Annotated in this window: 20 protein-coding genes; 5 read left to right on the top strand and 15 right to left on the bottom strand. The window is 72.5% G+C overall.

The window, feature by feature from the left end:
• Nucleotides 1-388: 388 nt before the first annotated feature.
• The 3 genes from tsaE to alr form a co-directional block, all read right to left on the bottom strand.
• The gene (tsaE, locus tag D7231_RS18600; RefSeq protein ID WP_228774286.1) at nt 389-871 is read right to left on the bottom strand and encodes a tRNA (adenosine(37)-N6)-threonylcarbamoyltransferase complex ATPase subunit type 1 TsaE; all 483 of its coding nucleotides are present in this window, start codon (nt 869-871) and stop codon (nt 389-391) included.
• A 162-nt stretch (nt 872-1,033) separates the two neighbouring features.
• Nucleotides 1,034-2,338 (bottom strand): alpha/beta fold hydrolase, encoded by a 1,305-nt coding sequence (locus D7231_RS18595; protein ID WP_120756586.1) that lies wholly within the window; start codon nt 2,336-2,338, stop codon nt 1,034-1,036.
• 148 nt (nt 2,339-2,486) lie between these two features.
• Entirely contained in the window at nt 2,487-3,680 is a 1,194-nt protein-coding gene (gene alr, locus D7231_RS18590) for an alanine racemase (RefSeq protein ID WP_120756585.1), read from the bottom strand.
• Between the two features lie 165 nt (nt 3,681-3,845).
• Here alr and D7231_RS18585 point away from each other — a divergent pair, with 165 nt between their 5' ends.
• From D7231_RS18585 to D7231_RS18575, 3 genes are all read left to right on the top strand, one after another.
• On the top strand, nt 3,846-5,294 hold the full coding sequence (locus tag D7231_RS18585) for an NAD(P)H-hydrate dehydratase (protein WP_120756584.1): 1,449 nt from the start codon (nt 3,846-3,848) through the stop codon (nt 5,292-5,294).
• Nucleotides 5,295-5,404: 110 nt separating this feature from the next.
• Nucleotides 5,405-5,659: a hypothetical protein gene (locus D7231_RS18580; RefSeq protein ID WP_120756583.1), complete on the top strand. Its 255-nt coding sequence runs from the start codon at nt 5,405-5,407 to the stop codon at nt 5,657-5,659.
• A complete protein-coding gene (locus D7231_RS18575) occupies nt 5,656-6,036 on the top strand; it encodes a PIN domain-containing protein (RefSeq protein WP_194960034.1) in 381 nt (126 codons plus the stop codon). Before D7231_RS18580 ends, D7231_RS18575 begins: the two co-directional genes overlap by 4 nt.
• 25 nt (nt 6,037-6,061) lie before the next feature.
• Here D7231_RS18575 and D7231_RS18570 read toward each other — a convergent pair whose 3' ends face one another.
• Both D7231_RS18570 and D7231_RS18565 read right to left on the bottom strand, forming a co-directional pair.
• Nucleotides 6,062-9,391, bottom strand: a complete 3,330-nt coding sequence (locus D7231_RS18570; RefSeq protein ID WP_120756582.1) for a serine protease — start codon at nt 9,389-9,391, stop codon at nt 6,062-6,064.
• Nucleotides 9,392-9,555: 164 nt separating this feature from the next.
• Entirely contained in the window at nt 9,556-10,515 is a 960-nt protein-coding gene (locus D7231_RS18565) for a MerR family transcriptional regulator (protein ID WP_120756581.1), read from the bottom strand.
• Between the two features lie 193 nt (nt 10,516-10,708).
• On the opposite strand from D7231_RS18565, the gene D7231_RS18560 reads away from it, so the two are divergent.
• The gene (locus tag D7231_RS18560; RefSeq protein WP_120756580.1) at nt 10,709-10,957 is read left to right on the top strand and encodes a chaplin; all 249 of its coding nucleotides are present in this window, start codon (nt 10,709-10,711) and stop codon (nt 10,955-10,957) included.
• Between the two features lie 121 nt (nt 10,958-11,078).
• Here the strand turns inward: D7231_RS18560 and tgmC are convergent, their stop codons facing one another.
• The 6 genes from tgmC to D7231_RS18530 all read right to left on the bottom strand — a co-directional run bounded on the left by tgmC (nt 11,079) and on the right by D7231_RS18530 (nt 16,834).
• Nucleotides 11,079-12,197 carry an ATP-grasp peptide maturase system methyltransferase gene (tgmC, locus tag D7231_RS18555; protein ID WP_120756579.1) on the bottom strand — a complete coding sequence of 373 codons (1,119 nt, stop codon included), beginning with the start codon at nt 12,195-12,197 and terminating at the stop codon, nt 11,079-11,081.
• Entirely contained in the window at nt 12,190-12,837 is a 648-nt protein-coding gene (locus D7231_RS18550; RefSeq protein ID WP_241999786.1) for an MvdC/MvdD family ATP grasp protein, read from the bottom strand. The genes tgmC and D7231_RS18550 overlap by 8 nt, the downstream gene beginning before the upstream one ends.
• A gap of 166 nt (nt 12,838-13,003) precedes the next feature.
• Nucleotides 13,004-14,197, bottom strand: a complete 1,194-nt coding sequence (locus tag D7231_RS18545) for a helix-turn-helix domain-containing protein (protein WP_120756578.1) — start codon at nt 14,195-14,197, stop codon at nt 13,004-13,006.
• Between the two features lie 101 nt (nt 14,198-14,298).
• Complete coding sequence (locus tag D7231_RS18540; RefSeq protein ID WP_120756577.1) at nt 14,299-14,667, bottom strand: holo-ACP synthase; 369 nt, start codon at nt 14,665-14,667, stop codon at nt 14,299-14,301.
• Nucleotides 14,664-16,511: a glutamine--fructose-6-phosphate transaminase (isomerizing) gene (gene glmS, locus D7231_RS18535; RefSeq protein ID WP_120756576.1), complete on the bottom strand. Its 1,848-nt coding sequence runs from the start codon at nt 16,509-16,511 to the stop codon at nt 14,664-14,666. Before glmS ends, D7231_RS18540 begins: the two co-directional genes overlap by 4 nt.
• Before the next feature lie 71 nt (nt 16,512-16,582).
• The gene (locus tag D7231_RS18530) at nt 16,583-16,834 is read right to left on the bottom strand and encodes a hypothetical protein (protein ID WP_120756575.1); all 252 of its coding nucleotides are present in this window, start codon (nt 16,832-16,834) and stop codon (nt 16,583-16,585) included.
• Between the two features lie 221 nt (nt 16,835-17,055).
• On the opposite strand from D7231_RS18530, the gene coaA reads away from it, so the two are divergent.
• A complete protein-coding gene (coaA, locus tag D7231_RS18525) occupies nt 17,056-18,048 on the top strand; it encodes a type I pantothenate kinase (protein ID WP_120756574.1) in 993 nt (330 codons plus the stop codon).
• A gap of 94 nt (nt 18,049-18,142) precedes the next feature.
• On the opposite strand, the gene glmM is transcribed toward coaA, so the two are convergent.
• The 4 genes from glmM to D7231_RS18505 form a co-directional block, all read right to left on the bottom strand.
• Nucleotides 18,143-19,501: a phosphoglucosamine mutase gene (gene glmM, locus D7231_RS18520; protein ID WP_120756573.1), complete on the bottom strand. Its 1,359-nt coding sequence runs from the start codon at nt 19,499-19,501 to the stop codon at nt 18,143-18,145.
• Nucleotides 19,502-19,695: 194 nt separating this feature from the next.
• Nucleotides 19,696-20,211 (bottom strand): 30S ribosomal protein S9, encoded by a 516-nt coding sequence (gene rpsI, locus D7231_RS18515; RefSeq protein ID WP_120756572.1) that lies wholly within the window; start codon nt 20,209-20,211, stop codon nt 19,696-19,698.
• Nucleotides 20,212-20,254: 43 nt separating this feature from the next.
• Complete coding sequence (gene rplM / locus D7231_RS18510) at nt 20,255-20,701, bottom strand: 50S ribosomal protein L13 (RefSeq protein ID WP_120756571.1); 447 nt, start codon at nt 20,699-20,701, stop codon at nt 20,255-20,257.
• Between the two features lie 287 nt (nt 20,702-20,988).
• The gene (locus D7231_RS18505) at nt 20,989-22,617 is read right to left on the bottom strand and encodes an ABC-F family ATP-binding cassette domain-containing protein (RefSeq protein ID WP_199739406.1); all 1,629 of its coding nucleotides are present in this window, start codon (nt 22,615-22,617) and stop codon (nt 20,989-20,991) included.
• Nucleotides 22,618-22,664 lie beyond the last annotated feature (47 nt).

Here is a 22,664-nt window from a genome sequence, read left to right as displayed (position 1 = left end):
GACGCGCGTCGTTCTCAAACGCCGGACAGGCTGAATTTATGCGGCGTCCTGTTCATCTTCATCGGGCGCCTCCGGCGCCCGCGGCGGTTTCGACACCGCGTCCGCCGCCGCGCAGGAAGCCAGCAGGTCACGCATCGACGTCGACGGAGGCCGCTCTTCCGAGCGGGTCCCGGACTGCGTCTGCTGCTCTGGGGCCGGCATGGTGCCTCCTGGGGGGCAACTGGGCAAGGTTAGGTAGACCTAACCGTGTCTCTGCCTACCAGCAGACCACGCCCGCAGCCGCCGACGCAACATCTTGCCGACGGCTTGTCGGAACGTATAGCGGCGTACAGCAGCGCGTGTTCCTCAGCCCGGAGCACGCGCTTCCGCAACCCGGAGCACGTGCCTCTCAGCCCAGCTGTGACAGGTCCACGCCCGCCCAGCGCGCGCCCACGCCCGTCACCCGTACGCTCCGCACGTCGTCCGCGTCCTCCGCCGCGTGGGCCACGTCCGCCGCGTCCGCGGCGCTCGCGCCGACCGCCCGGTGGATGACCACGTGCAGCCGGTCCTCGGACAGCTCCTCGACCTTGCCGTCGCCCCACTCCACGACGATCACGGACTCGGGAAGGGAGACGTCGAGGTCCAGGTCCTCCATCTCGTCGAGGCCGCCGGAGAGCCGGTACGCGTCGACGTGGACGAGCGCCGGGCCGCCGCCGAGGTGGGGGTGGACGCGCGCGATGACGAACGTCGGAGAGGTGACCGCGCCGCGGACGCCGAGGCCCTCGCCCAGGCCGCGGGTCAGGGTCGTCTTGCCCGCGCCGAGCTCGCCCGTGAGCAGCACCAGGTCACCGGGGCGCAGCAGGCCGGCCAGCCGGCGGCCCACCTCCCGCATGGCGTCGGCGGTCCTGACCGTGAGCTCGGTCTCGGCGCTGGTGCTGGTGCTGGTCCCGGTGGAGGTGGTCTCAGCGGTGGGGGTCTCAGCGGCGGTGGCGGTGATGTCAGGCTGGGCGCTCATACCCGCCGATGGTACGGGGCCGGGCGGCCCCGGCGCGTTTCAGGCGCGGCCGCGCGCCCCCGCCGCCGCGCGCCGTCCGCGGTCCAGCGCGCCGCCGTCCGCCGCCGCGGCGAGCAGGTCGGCGAGCTGGCCGGTGACGACCTCGGGCCGCTCCAGCATCACCAGGTGGCCGGTGTCCTCCAGGAGGAGGAGCCGGGAGCCGGGCAGGGCCTCCGCGATGGCCTCACTGTGCTCGGCGGGCGTGAGCAGGTCCTTGTCGCCGGCCACGACGACCACCGGCAGGCGCTCGAAGGCGCACAGCGCCTCCCGCTTCTCGTGCTCGGCGAAGACCGGGTAGAACCCCGCGACGACGTCGACCGGCGTGGCCTCGATCAGCCGTTCCGCGAACCGCACGACCGCCGGGTCCACGTCCTTCGAGCCGAAGGAGTACCAGCGCAGCACGCCCGCGAACAGGTCGGCGGTGGCCCGGCGGCCCTTCTCGATCAGCTCGGGCCGGGCCGCCATCAGCTTGAACGCCCCCGGCAGCACCAGCCGCCGCACCAGGCTCATCCCGGCGGCCGGCAGCCCGTACGTGTTCTCCGCGAGCCCGCCCGAGGACGTGCCGAAGAAGGCCGCGCCGGCGACGCGCTCGGCGATCAGGCCGGGGTACTGCGCGGCCAGCGCCATCGTCGTCATGCCGCCCATCGAGTGCCCCACGAGCACCAGCGGCCCCTCGGGGGCGGCGGCGTCGATGACGGCCCTGAGGTCGCGGCCGAAGAGGTCGATGGAGACGGCGTCCGTACGGCTGCGCTCGGAGCGGCCGTGGCTGCGCTGGTCCCAGAAGACCGCGCGGACGCCCGCGGCCCGCAGGGCGGCGCGCTGGAAGTGCCAGGAGTCCTGGCTGAGGCAGTAACCGTGGCTGAAAACGACCGTGAGGGGCGGGGCGGCGGGCCCGCGCCGGCCGCCGAACAGCCGCCGCGGGGCGGCCTCCCCCGCCGCCTCCCCCTCGCCCGGCTCGTCCACCTCGTAGTACAAGCGCGTGCCGTCCTCCGCGACGACCGAGCCCGGCGTCCCCCGCAGCGTCCCGTACGGGCCCGACGAGTCCAGGGCCAGCCGCGCCTTGCGGCGCATGCCGCGCCCGACCGTCAGCCGCTCGACCGCCACGCCGACCGCAGCTCCCGCGGCCAGGACGCCCAGGGCCGCGCCCGCGACCCCCGCCCCGCGCCGCCAGCCGCCGCCGGCCGTGCCCTGCGCCGCCGCGCCGCTCCCGGCGACGGCCCCGATCGCCTCGATCGCTCCGATCGCCCCGGCGGCCGCGGCGGCCCCGGCCGCCGCTGTGCCCGCGCTCCCGCTGTCACTGCTCATCGCGCGCCCCCGTGTCCCCGTCTTTCGGCATGTCCACGTCCGCGTACTCGTCGTGCTGGTCGTACTGGGTGGTGCTGGGTCGTGCTGGGTCGTGCTCGTACGCCGTTCCAGGTCCGGCTGGACCAGTTGGACCGGCTCCTTGCCGGACCTACTCCGTGTATCCGTCCACGTTCTCACCGACGTAGACGCGCGGCACCCGATTGGAGATGCGCGTGACAACTTCGTAGGCGATCGTGCCCGTGGCACGCGCCCAGTCCTCGGCGGTCGGCTCGCCCCGGTCGCCCGGCCCGAACAGCACCGCCTCGTCGCCCACCCGCGCCGTGTCGTCGCCGCCCAGGTCGACCACGAACTGGTCCATGGCCACCCGGCCCGCCACCGTCCGCCACTTGCCGCCCACCAGCACCGGGCCCGTGCCGGAGCCCGCGCGCGGGATGCCGTCCGCGTAGCCCACGGGCACGAGCGCGAGGGTCGTGGGGCCCGGGGTGACGTAGTGGTGCCCGTACGAGACGCCGTGGCCGCCCGGCACCTGCTTGACCGACGCCAAGTACGCCGACAAGGTCATCACCGGCTTCAGGCCGAAGTCCTGCGGCGTGCCGACCTCGGGGCTCGGCGACACCCCGTACATCGCGATGCCCGTCCGGACCAGGTCGAAGTGCGCCTCGGGGAGCGTCAGGGTCGCCGGCGAGTTGGCTATGTGGCGCACCTCGGGCTCGACGCCCTGCCGCTCCGCGTACGCCACCGCGTCCCGGAAGACGCGCAGCTGGGCCTGGATGGAGGGGTGGCCGGGCTCGTCGGCGCACGCGAAGTGCGACCAGATGCCGGTCACCTTCACCAGGCCCGCGTCCTCCGCCTCGCGCACCGCGGCGATCAGTTCCGGCCAGTCGTCGGGCTGGCAGCCGTTGCGCCCCAGACCCGTGTCGATCTTCAGCTGGACGCGGGCGGGACGGCCCTCGGGACGATCCGCGGCCCGTACAGCCTCCGTGAGCTCCGCGAGCGCCCACACGCCGCTCACCGACACGTCGATGTCCGCCTCGACGGCCTCGCGCCACGGGCCGCCCGGCGTCCACAGCCAGCACATCAGCCGGCCCGTGTCGCCCGCCGCGCGCAGCGCCAGCGCCTCGTCCGGCGTGGCCGTGCCGACCCACTCGGCGCCGGCCTCGCGGGCCGCGCGGGCGCACTGCACGGCGCCGTGACCGTAGGCGTTCGCCTTGACCACGGCCATCAGCTGCGACCGGGGAGCGCGGGCCTTGAGCGTGCGTACGTTGGCCCGCAGCGCGGCCAGGTCGACCAGGGCACGGGCGCGCATCGGGGTCTCGCGGGCGCGAAGCGGAGTCTCGTTCATCCACGTCAGTCTCTCAGGACGGCCGGGGAGGAGGTGAGGGGTGGGGCTCAGGGAGGGACACAGGGTGTCATTTCGGGGACGGTCCGGACGTCATTTCGGGGGCGTGAACGGCCCGGCGTCGTGAGACCGGGGGCGTGAACGGCCCGCCGTGGCGAGACTGGGGGCATGAGGACTGCCTACAGCGTCGAGACCGTACGGACCGCCGAGCGCGCGCTCATGGCCCAGCTCCCCCACGGCGCCCTGATGCAGCGCGCCGCCGCCGGGCTCGCCGCCGCCTGCGCCGGCCTGCTCCGGCGCGTGTACGGGGCACGGATCGCCCTGCTCGTCGGCAGCGGCGACAACGGCGGCGACGCCCTGTTCGCCGGCGCGCGGCTCGCCCGGCGCGGCGCCGGGGTGACCGCGGTGCTCCTGAACCCCGAGCGGGCGCACGTCGAGGGGCTCGCCGCCCTGCGCGCCGCGGGCGGGCGCGTCGCCTCCGCCGAGGCCGCGGACGGGGTGCTGCGCGGCGCGGACCTCGTCGTCGACGGGATCGTCGGCATCGGCGGCAAGGGCGGCCTGCGCCCCGACGCGGCCCAGCTCGCCCGGGCCGCGTCGGACGGCGGCGCGGTGATCGTCTCCGTCGACCTGCCGAGCGGTGTCGACGCCGACACCGGCGAGGTACGGGGCACGGCGGTACGGGCCGACGCGACGGTCACCTTCGGCTCGTACAAGCCCGGGCTGCTCATCGACCCGGCGCGCGAGCACGCGGGCGCGCTCCGGCTCGTCGGCATCGGGCTGGAGCTGCCTTCCCGGCCGGACGCGGAGGCCCTCCAGCACGCGGACGTCGCGGCGCTGCTGCCGTGGCCGGAGGCGGAGAGCGACAAGTACCGGCGGGGTGTCGTCGGCGTCGTCGCGGGCTCGGCCCGCTACCCCGGCGCGGCCGTCCTCGCCGTCGCGGGCGCCCTGCACGGCGGCGCGGGCGCGGTCCGCTACGCGGGGCCCGCCGCGGACGCCGTGATCGCCCGCTTCCCCGAGACCCTCGTCTCGGCCGGCCCCCCGTCGAAGGCGGGCCGCGTCCAGGCGTGGGTCGTCGGCCCCGGCCTCGGCGACGGCGCGGACGCCCGGCAGGCGCTGGAGGACGTCCTGGCCTCGGACGTCCCCGTACTCGTCGACGCGGACGGACTGCGGCTGATGTCGCCCGACGCGGTGCGTGACCGCACGGCGGAGACCGTACTGACCCCGCACGCCGGCGAGGCGGCGGCCCTGCTGGGCGTCTCCCGCGAACGGGTCGAGTCCGGCCGCCTGGCGGCGGTCCGCGCCCTCGCCGAACGCTTCGGAGTCACGGCCCTGCTGAAGGGCTCCACGACCTTGATCGCCGCGGCCCCGGGCAGCCGCGGGCACCACACGGTACGGGTGAACCCGACGGGCACCCCGTGGCTGGCGACGGCGGGGAGCGGCGACGTCCTGTCGGGGCTGACGGGGTCACTGCTGGCGGCGGGGCTGTCGGGACGGGACGCGGCGTCGGTGGGCGCGTACCTGCACGGGCTGGCGGCCCGTGAGTTGGGGGACGCGCCGCTGACGGCGGTGGGGGTGGCGGAGGAGCTGCGGGGGGTGTGGAGGGACGTGGCGGGATGACGTCAGCCACGGCATCGGGAGACCACTCGTTCGAGAGAAATCGAAGAGAATGCGATATGGGTACGGGTACGTACCCATACCCTCGCCGCATGCTGAACAGAGGATTACCCATGGCAGACGCGAACATCCGCATTCCCGCCGATGCCCGTGACCGCCTCGCCGAGGTCGCCGCGGCGGAAGGCCTGTCCCTGCGCGCCTATCTCTCCCGCCTGGCCGACGAGCTCCTCACCCCGGCCGAGCGCGCCGAGCAAGCCGAACGAGCCCGTCGGATGCTGCGCGAGTGGAACGGCTACGACCCCGGCCAGGACGAAGAAGAACGGCTCGACGCCGAGCTGGACCGGCGGCTCTCCGAGGCGGCCCGGTGAGCGACCACCTGCACATCGTCCTCGACGACACGGCCATGGTGGCCGCCGGCCGTGGCAATGCCGTCGCCTCCCGGCTCATCCACCGCGCGCACATCGAAGCGGGATGGCACTTGTACGCACCGGCTTGCGCACTGGTCGAGGCCGACCGGGCCCGCCCCGGCACGGCCGAGCACCTCGCCGCACTCCCCGGCGTCACCGTCCTCGACCTGGACCTGCCGGCAGCACTGGCCGTTGCACGCAGCGGCAGCTGGGCTGACGCACACACACGGCACGCCGCCGAGCCGAACCTCGAGCGGCCCGACGGGGCCTTCGTCGCCACGGCGGAGCCCGGACGCTGGGCGGGGGAACCCGTGCGGGTCCTCGACATCAACCCCTGAACATCTGCCGCTGAACCTCTGCCTCTCACTTCCGGTCGGTGAGGAGGGTCAGTTCGCAGCCGTCGGCCAGGGCTTCCTGGTTGATGACGGGGCCGTGGTGGCGGATGAAGATCTTCACCGGGCCGAGGTTGGCGAGGGGGGCCAGGTCGAGGGGGCCGTTGTCCGTGACCACGGGGTCGATGAGAGCGAATTCCTTGAGGCCGGGGTAAGCACGCCGCACATCGCCCAGCCCGGCGAGGCCGAACGCCTCGCTGAGGTCGAGCTCCTGCACCTGTGGCGCGGGCTCGGCCTTCGCCAGGGTTCTCAGGTCCTCCGACCAGACCCGCAGGGTCCGCAGGGCGGGCAGGGACTCCGGGGCGAAGTGCGTCCGGTAGCCGCCGGAAGCGCCGAACGCCAGCTCCTCCAGCCCGGGATGCCCGTCAAGGCCCGAGAAGCGCGCGAGGGCGCAGGGGCCCCTCCCGAGGTTCAGACGGCGGATCCCCGGAGGCAGCGGCAGCTCCTGGCCGCGCAACGCGCCCACCGCCGGCGTCCCGGACAGCGTCAGTTCGCGCAGCTCCGGCATGTACCGCAACGCAGCGAAGCCGTCGAGTTCCTCGGCCAGCCACACGTGCAGGCCCTCCAGGGCCCTCGCGTCCAACTTGTCCAGGTGGAGAAGGCGTCCGGAGTCGACGACGCGCAGACCCCGCAGCGGACGGCACCCGCGCAGCATGCGCAGATCGACCGTCTCCCCGTGCCCCCAGAACGTGATGTGGCTGAGCACCGGGGTGGCCAAGGCTGACAGATCCCCGCCGGCCGGCCAGTCCCGTAGCTGCACCCGCGGCCGCCCGCCGAGCCGCTTGATCGCGGCCAGGTGCTTCTCCGTCTTCGCGACGAACTCCAGCCCCTCGTAGGCCTCGCCCTCGTACGCCAGCCGCCCGATCACCCCCTCCGCGTACGCCTCCGTATCGAACCGGTCCCACGCCCATGCCAGCTGCGCCCGCACCTGCTGGTGCGGATGGTCCACGTACCGCGAGAGCAACGGCAGAGCCTTCTCGTCCGCCACCGTCGTCGCCGCGACGACCACCGCGTGCGCGACCTCGTCCGTGAGCCCCTCCGGCCCCGGCAGGAGATCCAGCACCACCCGCCCCGCCGCCGCCAGCTCCTTCGCCGCTTCCAGGTCCCGCGGCGGTACGAGCTCCCCCGCCGCCTTCTCGACGCGCGCGCGGACCTCCCAGTCCACCTCCGTGGCGTGTTCGAGGCAGGCGGCGGCCAGCAGGTGGAGGCGGGCCCGGTTCCCCGGTTCCTCATCGCCCCGCTCCAGGAGCATCCGCAGCAGCTCCGCGCGGGCCCGCGGCGGGGCGTGGCCGACGGCCATGCGCAGGACGTCCTCCCACAGGTCGTCGTGGGCGTGGTTGACGAGGACGTCGAAGTCCCAGTCGTCCACGGCGGCCTGGGCGCCCAGGTAGTCCTGGAAGGTGCGGTGGATGAAGTCGAGGCTCTCGGTCGTGGGGCGGCGCAGCAGGCCGCTGCGCAGGACGAGGTGGCGCAGGATGTCCTCGGCGCCGCCGCGGGCGGCGACGGCCGGCATCGCGGGGAGGGCCCGGTCGAGGATCTCGACGGCTTTGTGCCACTCGATGACCGAGCGGCCGTTGCGGATCAGCCAGTAGGCGATCTTCTGGAGCAGGGCGACCTGCTGGGCGTGTTCCAGCTCCGGCCCGTCCTCGCCGGTCACCACGCCCCGCTCGCGGTCGCGCCGTACGAGCAGGAGCTCCAGGGCGGCGCGGTAGAGCTCCATGCGGCCGTGCGGGAGATACCCCTTGCGGGAGCGGTTGAGGGCGCAGATCAGCGCGCACATCAGGGGGTTGGTGGCGAGCATGCCGAGGTCGCGTTTGGTGACGACGGCGGTGGTGAGGGCGTCGCGGAAGTGCCGCAGGGGCTCGTGGTGGCGCGCGCCCGCCGCGTCGTGCCAGCGGTCGATGAACGCGGCGACGTCGCCGCGGCTCATGGGGAGCAGCTCCAGCTCGGTGAAGCCGGCGTCGGCGAGCCAGCCCTCGCGTACGGCGGAGGGGCGGGTGGTGATGACGTAGCGGGCGTCGGGGTAGGCGGCGAGGAGGTCCTTGACCCAGGTGAGGGTGCGGCGGCGGTCGGCCTCGGGGACCTCGTCCACGCCGTCGATCAGCAGCAGCGCCGTGCCCTCCGTGAGCCGCCGGGTCACCCAGCCCTGCGCGGCGGGCAGGCCGGCGAGGGGGCCCGCGGCCGCGGCCAGGAACTCCTCGGGCTGCGGGAGTTCGCCGCGGCGGATGAGCGTACGGAGGGGGAGGGTGATCGGCATGCAGCCGCTGAGGTGGCCGAGGCCGGGCGGGAGGTCGCCGCGGGCGGTGAGGGTGGCGAGCCATTGCAGCAGCGTGGTCTTGCCGGAGCCGGCGGCTCCGCGCAGGAGGACGCGGCGGCGGCCGGCGAGGGCCTCCTCGGCGCGCTTGGGTGAGGGCGTGGAGTTCTCCGCCGCCCACTCGTCCGGGACGCGCGCCTCGGCGTGGCCGCCGCCGCTCTGCGCGCCGCCGCCTCCCGTGAGTTCGAGGCTGAGGTAGGCGGCGTCCAGCGGCCATGTCTCGCCCTCGCCGTCGGAGAGGGTCAGGCCGATGATCGTCAGTTCGCCGCACTTCCCGACGATGTAGTCGCGCAGCCGCCGCTCGAAGGCCTCGATCTCCAGCTGCCGCGGCGAGGCCAGGGAGCGGGACTCGGGCTTGTGCCCCGCGAGCAGGCACGCGCTGAGGAAGGCGAAGTCCTGCCAGAGCGTGGCCGACGGGGTGACCGTGAGGCGGCCGTGCTGCCAGCCGTGCGGGTCGGCGCAGACCACGCCCGCGAGCAGGCCGTCCACGAAGACGGCGGCGCCGGACATGCCGGCCCAGGGGGATCCGCCGTCGGCGGGCGGCAGCGGGGGGCCGTGCTCGCCGTCGAGGACGTGCCGGCCGCTGAGCAGGTTGCTGCCGGGCTTGAGGGTGCCGACGACCTGCTCGGTGTCGAGCTCGTCGGCCGCGTCCCGCTGGACGTGCGGGAAGCCGACGGCCTGGGCGCCGGGCCAGACCCGCAGGTCGTAGGCCCGGCCCCAGACGAGGGGTTCGAAGGCTCCGGCGACCTCGGCGGGCACGAGGTCGCGCTCGCCGACGAGCAGGGCGACGTCGCAGCGGCGGCTGTCGTCGCGCGCCCAGACCACTTTGCAGCGCACCTGGCCGGTGCCGCCGGGGACGATCGCGCGCGGGTGCGCGCAATCGCCGATCACGTGCGCGGCGGTCAGGACCAGGTTCGGGGCGAGGAGGTATCCGCTGCCCTGACTCCGTCCGAAAACCGCCGCGATGCGTTCCTTCGCCGGGTGCACCCGTATCGCCGTCCGATCCCCGTCCGATTCCGCTCCGGCCGCCGCGTTACCGCGAACAGACGATACGTCAGGAGACGTGAGGCGACAGGGGGTTCCGCACAAGTGCGCACGGCCTCCCGGGAGGCTGCTGGGGCGGGGCACGGCCGCGCCCCGCCCCACAGCCCCTATCCGCGCACCGAAGCGCGAACCGCGGCCGTGAACCACTCCGTCGCCGGCTCCATGTCCGGCAGCGCCCAGCCGTTGATCACGGCGATGAGCCGCCAGTACTTGCCGTAGCGCGGGTCGTTGCCGGTCTCCAGCCGCTCCAGCAGCCAGGCCCGGAACTCCGGCCCGTCCTCGCGGTCCGAGATCTCCGCGCAGACCGCGGCGAGCTCGTCGAGGTACGGCCCGGCCTCGGGGCTGTCCGGCGCGATCCCGGCCTGCCGCGCGGCCTCCGACCTCTCCTTGATCGCCTGCGCGACCCGCTTCGTGCGCTCGCCGTCGGGCCGCCCGGACTCCTTCCACACGCGCGTCTGGTCCTCGGCCGCCCGCCGGATCCCGGCCCGGAACCCCTCGTCCTGGACGAGCTCCGCGAGCTCCACCCAGGCGTCGAGCTGCTCCTGCGAGGGGTCCTCCGGCAGCTCTGGCATGCCGCTGCGCATCGAGGCGAGGAAGCCGGGGTCGACGTCCAGGCCCTCGAAGGCGCTGTCGATGAATTCGTTGATCAGCCGGCGCCGCTCCTGATCAGACAGGGTCGCGAGCTTGTGCATGAGTTCCATCTCCTCCGGTGTCGACCCGCGCCCGGCCACCGCCCGCAGCACGGCCTGACGCAACCGCAAGGTGCGGATCTGCACGTCCAGGGCCTCGGCGTGGACGGCCGCGACCTCGGCGACGGTGATCTCCCGCTCCAGCACCTGCCGGATGACGGGCAGACCCACGCCGAGTTCGCGCAGCGTCCGCACGAGGCCGAGGCGCGCGAGCGCGTCGGGGCCGTAGAGGCGGTAGCCCGCGGGTGTGCGGTCGGTCGGCGGCACCACGCCCGTGTCGGACCAGAACCGGATCGTCCTGACCGTCAGCCCGGTCAGCCGGGCCAGCTCCCCGATCGAGTGCGGGGAGCCCGAGGCGTACGAGGTGTCGTCGTCCATGTCCCTCACCTTGGAGTCTCCGGTCGCTGGAGAGTCAACACCGGATCCGCCGGCTTACGGGCACCCGGCGCGCCACGGCACTCGCCGGGATGCGGCACTCACCGGGATACGGCACACACGGCAAATGAGACAAAAAGGGAGAATCATGCGGGAGACTTGGCCGCGCATCAACCCCCCATCCCCGGGAGCTCCCATGACACCCTCCGCCAAGGCCGCCAGCGCGGCCGCCACCGCCACGCTCCTCGCCGCCGCAGGCGCGGCCACCGCGGGTACGGCCTCCGCGGACAGCGTCGCAGCCGGCGCCGCCGCCAACTCTCAAGGCGTCATCACGGGCAACACGATCCAGGTGCCCATCCGCGTGCCGGTGACGCTGTGTTCCTTCCCCATCAACATCATCGGCCTCCTCAACCAGACCGCCGGAAACGTCTGCATCACCGACTAGCCCCGCGCGCCTCCTCCATCTCGTCCGGCACGGCGAAACCGCACCGGACGAGACCGCGCTGACCGGGACCGGAGGCGCGGCCCCGTCCGAGGACCGGGCGCCATGAGCAGACTGCTGACGGCTACGCCCACGTAAGGCGTTGCCCGGCGGGGCCGACGTGCAGCCGCATCCGGTCGGCCGACGGCCGCCCGTCCGCCTGCCAGTGTGTGACGCGTTCAGCGATCTGATCCCACAGGCGTGCCGTGCCGCCTTCCCTCACCATCCACTGTCCGCGGTCCTGAAAGATGGCCGCCCAGGATCCGGCCTCGACGTCAACGACGACGTGCTCCGCCAGGCCGTCCCGTTCGAGCGTGAACCGCTGCGCGCACGGCACTGCGAACTGTGCGACGAATCGAGCCGTCCAGTCGTCCAGCACGTCCGCACCCAGCTCTGTGGGCACTGCATCACCCTCACTGAGATCCGGCAGGATTCCGAGCGGGGGTGGAAGGTGCGGACGGGCGAGCATGAACGAGACCTGGCCGCCGAGTACGGGGCCGCTCGCCGTGCCGTCCTCAGCGACCGTGAGCCGCACGAGTTCGGATGCGTACATCCATCCACCGACCGTCACCAGGATCTCACCGCCGGGACGCGTCTGCGCGAGCCAGTCGGCCGGCACCGTGTGCACGCCGCATGTGGCGACCACCCGGTCATAGGGGCTGCCGTCCTTGCAGCCCTTCAGGCCGTCGCCCACCACACGGGCAGGCCAGTACCCGGCGCCTGCGAGCGCCATCCCGGCGCGGGCGGACACCTCCGCGTCGACTTCGACCGTAGTCACGTTGTCCTCACCGACGACATGACAGAGCAGCGCCGTCGAGTAACCCGTGCCTGTGCCGATCTCCAAGACGTGTCCGCCTTCGGGCACCCGCAGATCTTCGAGCATCCGCACAACCAGGCTCGGCATGGTGGACGACGAAGAGGGGGCCGCCGCGATACGTCCCTCGACCTGGTCAGGAAAAACGCCGCCCGCCACCTGCGTCACAAGGGAGTCGTCTTCGTAGATCCGAGCGAGCCCGGCCGCAGAGTCCACGGACACAGGCCGGTACCAGCGGCCGTCTTCGTACTCGAACCAACCCGAGACGAACGACTCACGGGGCACGGACAACACGGCCGCCTCCCATTCCGGGCTGCGCAAAGCACCGACCTCGGACAGGTGCCGCGCGAGGCCGGCCCGCCGGTGTTCCGAGAGCACGGGGTCAATCATGATGGCTCGCTCCGTTCGCCAGCAGATCCGCGATTGCGTTCGTGATCGGCAGCCCGGCCGCAGCTTGCAGCCACGCCCATTGGCCGTTGGGATTGCACTCCAGGAACCACCAAGCATCGTCCGCGGTCACGGCGAAATCGAAGGCGCCGAAACGCAGTCCGAAGTCGGCAAGGAACCGCGCCAATGCCTCGTGTATCCCATCAGGGCAGGTCACCGGCTCATAAGCGAGACTCTGGTACTCAGCCCGCCAGTCCACGACGCCCGGTGGCGCGGTGATCCGGGCGCTGAACACCTGATCTCCGGCAACAACCACGCGCACATCGGCCACCTTGGGCACACGAGCCTGGAACAGGTGGGCGCTGCCGGCCACCGCCCCGTCGATCTCTCCCGGTCCGACCGGAGCGGCCCAGATTCCGGCAGGTTCGCCTCCGATGTCATACGCCCCGGCATGCAAAGGCTTGTAAATCGAAGGCTGTTCAGCGCAGAAGGCCTCGGCCTCCACCGGATCGTTCGTAATCAGGGTCGCCGGGACGGTGAGCCCCGCCCGAGTCGCCACGTCCAGCTGAGCAGGCTTGTACTCGGCCCGCGCGATGGCCTGCGGGTGGCTGACGTACAGACACCCCGGGAGCGCGCCCAGCACTCCGCCCAGTCCACGCCGGTTCTCCTGAGCGGCGAACCGAGCGGTCTGCCCCCCGCTGTCCGTTGCGTAGACGTTCGGCCGACGGTGGTACAGAGCGCGCACGGCGGATAAGTCGGCAGTCCTCTCCCCGACCATGAGCCGTCCACCCCATCCGCTCGACCGTGCGTCACCGGCCCAGCCAAGCACCGTAGTTGCTGAACGTCTCCGGCATGCGCCGCCTCGCCGACTCCAGCCCCGCGAACGTCTCCCGCACCACCGGGTGGTAGCGCGTCTGCTGCGGCGCCACCTTCCGCGCCAGCTGGAGATTCCTGAAGGCCGCGTCCGTGCGGCCGGTCCACAGCTCGGCCCGTGCGACCTCGGTGTAGTGGTGGGCCCGGCGGGACGGTGGCCAGGTGGCCGGGATGACCGTGTCCTCGGCCGCCCGTACCGCCTCCGGATACCGGTCCAGCTCGGCGAGGACGCTCACGTGGTGCGCTCCGACGTTGGTCGGCCCGAACGACAGCCAGTGCACCTTCCCGGCCTCGCCCGTGCGCTCCGCGATCCGCCGCGCCTCGTCGAGGTGCCCGGTGGCGGCGCCCTCGTCCTTGTCGCGGCCCGCGAGGACGGCGGCACCCAGGTGCAGCTGGCCCGTGACGACGTCGCGCACCCGCCCCGCCTCGGCCTGCGCCAAGGTGGCCATGCCGAGCCGCACGAGCCGCTTGCCCGTGCGGTAGTCACTGGCGCGCAGGTAGGCCAGGGCCCGCAAGTACTGGCGCATCCCGCCGAGGACCGGGTCCGAGGCGCGCTGCGCGGCCCATTCCAGGCGGTCCAGCGCGACCGTGCACAGATCGAGGAAGCCGAGCTTCGTGGTCACGTCGTAGGCCGTGCGGTACGTGCTGGCCAGGACGCGCCAGCTGCGGTCCCCGGGGGCCGTGTGCGCCGCCGTGGTCGCCTCGTGGATCAGCGCGGGCAGACCGGCGGCGACCTGCTTGATGTTCGTCGCACGGACCATGGCGCACAGCTCGTCGGCGTGCGCTTCCAGCTCGGGCAGGGTGCGCGGCATGACGTCCGGATCGGGCCCGAGGTCGTAGACGTCCAGCGCCTCGCGGATCGGCTGGATCAGCCCGTCCAGCTGGTCCGCCCGCAGCTCGTCCACGTAGGGCTGGCCGGTCAGTTCGGTGACGGGCAGGGAGAGCGCACGAGCCAGCGCCCCGATGACCGAAGGGCTTGCGGGCAGAGCACCCTGCTCGACCTTGGTCAGGGTGCTGTACGAGACGTGGGCCAGGTCCGCCAACTCGCGCCGGGTCAGGCGGCGGACCTTCCGCACGCCGGCGATGCGTGCGCCGGTGTGGCCGGTGTGTTCGTCAAAGTGCGGGGGCATACGTGGCTCCGTTTCTGACGCGACACGGAAACCGTACCCCTGTCCTGTGACAGGCCGACCGGCCACAGGTCAACTGCCCTGCAACAGGGCGACGGTGAGCGCTACTTCTCCGCCACCACCACCGCCGACGCCACCCCCGCGTCATGGCTCAGCGAGACGTGCCACGACGTCACCCCGAGCTCCTCGGCCCGCGCCGCCACCGTTCCCGACACCCGCAGCCGCGGCTGGCCGCTCGCCTCCGTCGTGACTTCCGCGTCCGTCCACAGCAGGTTCCCCGGCGCGCCCAGGGCCTTGGCGACGGCCTCCTTCGCCGCGAAGCGTGCGGCCAGGGACGCGATGCCGCGCCGCTCGCCGCTCGGCAGGTACAGCTCCCGCTCCACGAACAGCCGCTCCGCCAGCGCGGGCGTACGCCGCAGGGCGGCGTCGAAGCGTTCGATCTCGGCGACGTCGATGCCCACTCCGACGATCATTCGACGGTCACCGACTTCGCCAGGTTGCGCGGCTGGTCGACCTCGTTGCCGCGGGCCGTCGCGAGCTCGCACGCGAAGACCTGGAGCGGCACCGTGGCCACCAGGGGTTGCAGCAGCACCGGCGTCCGCGGAATCTCCACGAGGTGGTCGGCGTACGGCCGCACCGCCTCGTCGCCCCGCTCGGCGATCACGATCGTGCGCGCGCCGCGCGCCCGGATCTCCTGGATGTTCGACACGATCTTGTCGTGGAGGACGGACCGGCCCCGCGGCGACGGCACGACCACCACCACCGGCAGGTCCTCCTCGATGAGCGCGATCGGCCCGTGCTTGAGCTCGCCCGCCGCGAAGCCCTCCGCGTGCATGTACGCGAGCTCCTTGAGCTTCAGCGCGCCCTCCAGGGCCACGGGATAGCCCACGTGCCGGCCCAGGAACAGCACCGTGTTCTTGTCCGCCAGGGAGCGCGCGAGCTCCCGCACGGGCTCCATGGTCTCCAGGACCTCCTCCACCTGCCCCGCGATCTGCGACAGCTCGCGGATCACGGAGACGACCTCGTCGCCCCACTTGGTGCCGCGCACCTGCCCCAGGTACAGCGCCACCAGGTAGCAGGCCACCAGCTGGGTGAGGAACGCCTTCGTGGAGGCGACGGCCACCTCCGGGCCCGCGTGCGTGTACAGGACCGCGTCCGACTCGCGCGGAATCGTCGAGCCGTTGGTGTTGCAGATGGCGAGGACCTTCGCGCCCTGCTCCCGCGCGTGCCGCAGCGCCATCAGGGTGTCCATCGTCTCGCCGGACTGGCTGATGGCGATCACCAGCGTCCGCTGGTCGAGGATCGGGTCCCGGTAGCGGAACTCGCTGGCCAGCTCGGTCTCGCAGGGGATCCGCGTCCAGTGCTCGATCGCGTACTTGGCGATCATCCCCGCGTGGTACGCCGTCCCGCACGCCACGATGACGATCTTGTCGGCCTCGCGCAGCACGGACGCCGGGATCCGCACCTCGTCCAGCGACAGCGTCCCCGCGGCGTCGATCCGGCCCAGCAGCGTGTCCGCGACGGCCTTCGGCTGCTCGGCGATCTCCTTGAGCATGAAGTAGTCGTAGCCGCCCTTCTCGGCGGCCGAGGCGTCCCAGTCGACGTGGTACGGGCGGACGTCCGCGGGCGCGCCGTCGAAGCCGGTGACGGTCACCCCGTCGCGGCGCAGCTCGACAACCTGGTCCTGGCCCAGCTCGACGGCCTCGCGGGTGTGCTCGATGAACGCGGCGACGTCGGAGGCGAGGAAGGACTCGCCGTCGCCGAGACCGACCACGAGCGGGGAGTTGCGGCGCGCGCCGACCACCACGTCCGGCTCGTCCGCGTGCACCGCGACCAGCGTGAACGCGCCCTCCAGGCGGAGGCAGACCTGCCGCATCGACTCGGCGAGGTCCCCGCAGGAGGAGAAGGACTCGGACAGCAGGTGCGCGACGACCTCGGTGTCGGTCTCCGAGCCGAGGGCGTGGCCCCGCTCGGTCAGCTCGGCCCGCAGTTCGGCGAAGTTCTCGATGATGCCGTTGTGGACGACGGCGACGCGGCCCGGGTTGTCCAGGTGGGGGTGGGCGTTGGCGTCGTTGGGCGCGCCGTGCGTGGCCCAGCGGGTGTGGCCGATGCCGGTCGGGCCGGACGGCAGCGGCCGGTCGGACAGCTCCTTCTCCAGGTTGGCGAGCTTGCCCGCCTTCTTCGCGGCGGCGAGGCCGCCGTCGGCCAGCACCGCCACCCCGGCCGAGTCATAGCCGCGGTACTCCAGCCGCCGCAGCCCCGCCAATACGACATCGAGGGCGGACTGCCCTCCCACATAGCCAACGATTCCGCACATGCGGAGCAGGTTACGGCCCGGGCGCCCCCGCGCGTGGCGGCAACGGCGCAACCGCCACCGCCTCCGGCGGATCAGCAGCCCCGCTCGATCCTGTCGATCGCGTCCTGCACCATCTCCAGGTACTCGACCTCCTCGCAGCGCGGCTTGCTGCCGAGCTCGTAGCGGTCGAGGCAGTCGTCCAGGTCCTGGGTGAGGTCCTCCTCGGGCAGATCGTCGGCCAGCTCGGCGCAGACGCGCGCGGCGAAGGCCTCCCGGTCGGCCTCGGCAGACCGGGAGACCGGCCGCCGGCGGGGGCTGCGAGGGTGGTTTCGGAGAGCGAACACGGCCGTCCCTAGCGTGATGCGGCCGCGTGGGGGGGGCAGGTGCGCGTGCGGCCCGCGAGCGGAACGTAGTGCCTGACCGGTCAGTAGGTACAGAGATCGGTGAAAGTTCACCCACCGAGCCCGGCCGGTTACCGCCCGTACGAGGCGCGCAAACCCCACGAGAACGCCCGCTCCCGCCACCCGGAAGTGAGCGCCGCGCCCCGGCCGCGCACAATGGGGCCGTGCCGACCACCACAGAGCAGCAGCGCCGCCGCGCCGACTCGTCCCCGTATGTGGACCTGACCCGCGCCGAGTGGAGCGCCCTGCGCGAGGACACCCCGCTGCCGCTGACCGCCGAGGAGGTCGAGCGGCTGCGCGGCCTGGGAGACGTCGTCGACCTGGACGAGGTCCGCGAGGTCTACCTGCCGCTGTCCCGGCTCCTGCACCTCTACGTGGAGGCCACCAGCGGGCTGCGCGCCACGCTGAACACCTTCCTGGGCGACGTCGGCGGCGGGCACGGCTCCCACTCCCAGCCCGGCACGCCCTTCGTCATAGGGGTCGCGGGCAGCGTGGCGGTCGGCAAGTCGACCACCGCCCGCCTCCTCCAGGCGCTGCTCGCGCGCTGGCCCGAGCACCCGCGCGTCGAGCTGGTCACCACCGACGGCTTCCTGCTGCCCAACGCCGAGCTGCACGCCCGCGGCCTGATGTCGCGGAAAGGTTTCCCCGAGTCGTACGACCGGCGCGCCCTGACCCGCTTCGTCGCCGACGTGAAGGCGGGCAAGGACGAGGTCACCGCCCCCGTCTACTCCCACCTGATCTACGACATCGTGCCCGGCGAGCGGCTGACCGTGCACCGCCCCGACATCCTCATCATCGAGGGCCTCAACGTCCTCCAGCCGGCCCTGCCCGGCAAGGACGGCCGCACGCGCGTCGGGCTCGCCGACTTCTTCGACTTCAGCGTGTACGTGGACGCGCGCGCGGAGGACATCGAGGGCTGGTACTACGAGCGGTTCAAGAAGCTGCGCGCCACGGCCTTCACCGACCCCGACTCGTACTTCAGCCGCTACACCGAGGTCTCCGAGGAGGAGGCCCTGGACTACGCGCGCCGCAACTGGCGGACCATCAACAAGCCCAACCTGCTGGAGAACGTGGCGCCCACGCGCGGCCGCTCGAACCTGATCCTGCGCAAGGGGCGGGACCACAAGGTGCAGCGGCTGTCGCTGCGCAAGCTCTGACAGCCCTTGAGAGCCCCCGAGAGCCCCTGAAAGCCGCGTGGCCGTACGCACGGGCCTCAAAGCTCGTACGTACGGCCACGGGAAGCCGGAAAGGCTAGCCCAGCGCGGACTTGACCGCGTCGGCGAGGCACTGCGCGACCGTCCGCGCCTGCTCGATGTCGGCGGCCTCCACCATCACCCGGACGAGCGGCTCGGTGCCGGACGAGCGCAGCAGCACGCGGCCCGTGGAGCCCAGCTGCTGCTCGGCGTCGGCGACGGCCGAGGCGAGCTCCTCCGAGGAGTTCACCCGGGACTTGTCGACGTCGCGGACGTTGATGAGGATCTGCGGCAGGCGCTCCATCACGCCGGCCAGATCCGCCAGCGAGCGGCCCGTGGCGGCGACGCGGGCGGCCAGCATCAGGCCGGTCAGCGTGCCGTCGCCGGTGGTGGCGTGGTCGAGGACGATGACGTGGCCGGACTGCTCGCCGCCGAGGGCGAAGCCGTGCGCCTTCATCTCCTCCAGGACGTAGCGGTCGCCGACGGCCGTCCGGATCAGCTCGACGCCCTCGCGCTCCATGGCCAGCTTGAAGCCCAGGTTGGACATCACGGTCGCGACGACGGTGTTCTTGCGCAGCGAGCCCGCCTCGCGCATCGCGAGGGCCAGGACGGCGAGGATCTGGTCGCCGTCGACCTCGTTGCCCTTGTGGTCCACGGCGAGGCAGCGGTCGGCGTCGCCGTCGTGGGCCACGCCCAGGTCGGCGCCGTGCTCGACGACGGCGGCCCGGAGCTTGTCCAGGTGCGTGGAGCCGCACTCGTGGTTGATGTTGAGGCCGTCGGGCTCGGTGCCGATGGTGATGACCTCGGCGCCGGCGCGGGCGAAGGCCTCCGGGGAGACGCGGGCCGCGGCGCCGTGGGCGCCGTCGATGACGACCTTGAGGCCGTCCATGCGGTTGGGGAGGACGCCGATGAGGTGGGCGACGTAGTTGTCGAAGCCCTGGTCGTACTCGCGGACGCGGCCGACGCCGGCACCGGTGGGACGGTCCCAGGGCTCGCCGGAGGCGTGCGCCCGGTAGGTCTGCTCGATGCGGTCCTCCAGCTCGTCGGCGAGCTTGTGGCCGCCGCGGGCGAAGAACTTGATGCCGTTGTCGGGCATGGCGTTGTGGCTCGCGGAGAGCATCACGCCGAGGTCGGCGCCGAGCGCGCCGGTGAGGTAGGCGACGGCGGGCGTGGGCAGGACGCCCACCCGCAGCACGTCGACGCCGGCGCTGGCCAGGCCGGCCACGACGGCGGCCTCCAGGAACTCGCCCGAAGCGCGCGGATCCCGGCCCACGACCGCCACGGGGCGGTGGCCCTCGAAGGTGCCCGCCTCGGCGAGCACGTGCGCCGCGGCGACCGACAGGCCGAGCGCGAGCTCAGCCGTGAGATCGGCGTTGGCGACGCCGCGCACACCGTCCGTACCGAAGAGTCGTCCCACTGGTGTCCTCCGAAAAACGCGCGGATACGGGGCCTGCCTGTGAACGGGCCCCGCAAACAAAAGTGTCGGGTCCGGAACCGGAACGTTGACTTCAGGTATACGCCGATACGTCCCGGGTGCCCGATAGCCGAAAGCCCCGGCGGGCACGGAGCGTGCCGCCGGGGCGTTCGAGCAGAAGCAGCGAAGCCGCGTGATTAGCGCTTGCTGTACTGCGGGGCCTTGCGGGCCTTCTTCAGACCGGCCTTCTTGCGCTCGACCGCACGGTCGTCGCGGCTCAGGAAGCCGGCCTTCTTCAGCGGGCCGCGGTTGTTGTCCACGTCCGCCTCGTTCAGCGCGCGGGCCACGCCGAGGCGCAGGGCGCCGGCCTGGCCGGAAACGCCGCCACCCGCGATGCGGGCGATGACGTCGTAGCGGTCGTCAAGCTCGAGCACCTTGAAGGGCTCGTTGACTTCCTGCTGGTGCACCTTGTTGGGGAAGTAGTCCTCAAGGGTGCGACCGTTGATCTTCCACTTGCCGGTGCCCGGAACGATCCGGACGCGGGCAATGGCGTTCTTGCGACGGCCCAGGCCGGCGGCCGGCTGCGGGTCACCGAAACGGGAAGCGAGCGACTCGGAGGTGTACTCCGACTCGACGACCTCGGTCTCGGTGGTGTACTCCTCGACGCCAGCCTCGTCGTCGATGACGGGGGTCTCGGCGGTGGTCTCAGCCACGATTCTCCTCAGATACTTTCTGTCTGGTCGGCGGTGGCCGGGACTAGCCCTGCTTGACCTGGGTGATCTCGAACGGCTGCGGGTTCTGGGCGGCGTGCGGGTGCACGGGGCCCGAGTAGACCTTCAGCTTCGAGAGCATCTGACGGCCGAGGGAGTTCTTGGGAACCATGCCCTTGATGGCCTTCTCGACGGCCTTCTCGGGGTTCTTGTCGAGCAGCTCGTCGTAACGCACGGAGCGGAGACCGCCCGGGAAGCCGGAGTGGCGGTACGCCATCTTCTGGGTCTTCTTGTTGCCGGACAGGTGCACCTTGTCGGCGTTGATGATGATGACGAAGTCACCCATGTCCATGTGCGGGGCGTACACGGGCTTGTGCTTGCCACGCAGGAGGTTGGCGGCCTGAGAGGCCAGACGGCCCAGGACGACGTCCTGCGCGTCGATGATGTGCCACTGGCGCTGGACATCGCCGGGCTTGGGGCTGAACGTACGCACGGTCGTAGCCTTCGCTTCTTCAGTGAGTGGGTCCTGACACGGCCCGCCTGAGGCGGCTGCCGGCGAGGGACGCACTCCGGGGACGCAACCCGGGTGCGGGCCGCTGGCGGCCACTCTGGTGGGCAAGCGTAAGGGCCCCTCGCGTGAGAACGACCAAGCCAATACGCATAACGAACTCGTAGAGTACCGGGAGCCCACCGGCGGGGTCAAAACACATGGTCTCACCGCTCGGACAATTCAGCCCGTCCGGCGTTCGAGGACACCGCCGCAGGCGGCCGCCCGCACGGTCACCGCGCCCGCGCCACACGCCCCTCATCCCAGACGGGCTCCGGGACCTCACGGACACGGCCGTCCGCACCGAAGACCAGGAAGCGATCGAACGTACGGGCGAACCAGCGGTCGTGTGTGACACACAGCACGGTGCCCTCGTACGCCTCCAGCCCCTCCTGGAGGGCCTCCGCGCTCTCCAGGTCCAGGTTGTCCGTGGGCTCGTCCAGCAGCAGGGCCGTCGTTCCCGCGAGCTCCAGCAGCAGGATCTGGAAGCGGGCCTGCTGCCCGCCCGACAGCTTCTCGAAGGGCTGGTCGCCCTGCTTCTCCAGCTCGTACCGCCGCAGGGCGGACATCGCCCCGCCGCGGTCCTTGGCGTGCTCCGTCCACAGGATGTCGACGAGCGTGCGGCCCAGCAGCTCCGGGTGGGCGTGCGTCTGCGCGAAGTGCCCCGGCACGACGCGCGCGCCCAGCTTCCAGGAGCCCGTGTGCGCCACCGGATTTTCGGAGTCCCCGGCCAGGAGGCGGAGGAAGTGCGACTTGCCCGAGCCGTTCGAGCCCAGCACCGCGACCCGCTCGCCGTAGAAGACCTCAAGATCAAAGGGCTTCATGAGCCCCGTGAGCTCCAGCTTCTCGCAGGTCACCGCCCGCACGCCGGTGCGCCCGCCGCGCAGCCGCATCCGGATGTCCTGCTCGCGCGGCGGCTCCGGCGGCGGGCCCGCCTCCTCGAACTTCCGCAGCCGGGTCTGCGCCGCGGCGTAGCGCGAGGCCATTTCGTGGCTGACCGCCGCCGCCTGCCGCAGCGTGATCACCAGCTTCTTCAGCTGGGCGTGCTTCTCGTCCCAGCGCCGCCGCAGCTCCTCGAAGCGGGCGAACCGCTCCTTGCGCGCCTCGTGGTACGTGGCGAAGCCGCCGCCGTGCACCCAGACGTCGCTGCCCGCCGGGCCCGGCTCCACGCTGATGATCTTCTCGGCGGAGCGGGCCAGCAGCTCGCGGTCGTGGGAGACGAAGAGCACCGTCTTCTTCGTCTCGCGCAGCTTCTCCTCCAGCCAGCGCTTGCCGGGGACGTCGAGGTAGTTGTCCGGCTCGTCCAGCAGCAGGACCTCGTCCGGGCCGCGCAGCAGGGACTCCAGGACCAGCCGCTTCTGCTCGCCGCCGGAGAGCGTGCGCACCCGGCGCCACTGCGCCTTCTCGTACGGGACGCCGAGCGCGGCCGTGGTGCACATGTCCCACACCGTCTCGGCCTCGTAGCCACGGGCTTCGGCCCAGTCGGAGAGCGCCTGCGCGTACGCCATCTGCGCGGCCTCGTCGTCCCGCTCCATGATCGCGGTCTCGGCCTCGTCGACGGCCTTCGCGGCCTCGCGGATGCGGGGCTGGGCGACGGAAACCAGCAGGTCACGGACCGTACGGTCGTCGCGGACCGAGCCGACGAACTGCGGCATCACGCCGAGCCCGCCGCTCACCGAGACCGCGCCGCCGTGCGGCTGGAGCTCGCCCGCGATCAGGCGCAGCAGCGTGGTCTTGCCCGCGCCGTTGGCGCCGACGAGGGCGACCGCGGTCCCCTCGCCCACGCGGAAGGAGACATCGCCGAGGAGCACCCTCCCGTCGGGGAGGTAGTACTCCAGGTGGCCCGCTTCGACATGTCCCATGGGCGGGATTCTCCCTGTTTCCACAGGGGGCGACCAACCAGTTTCCG

Origin of the sequence: Streptomyces klenkii (assembly GCF_003626645.1) — a bacterium.
Classification (GTDB): Bacteria; Actinomycetota; Actinomycetes; order Streptomycetales; family Streptomycetaceae; genus Streptomyces; species Streptomyces klenkii.
The sequence above is the reverse complement of the archived record's forward strand: the minus strand, read 5'-3'. Positions and strand labels throughout refer to the sequence as shown.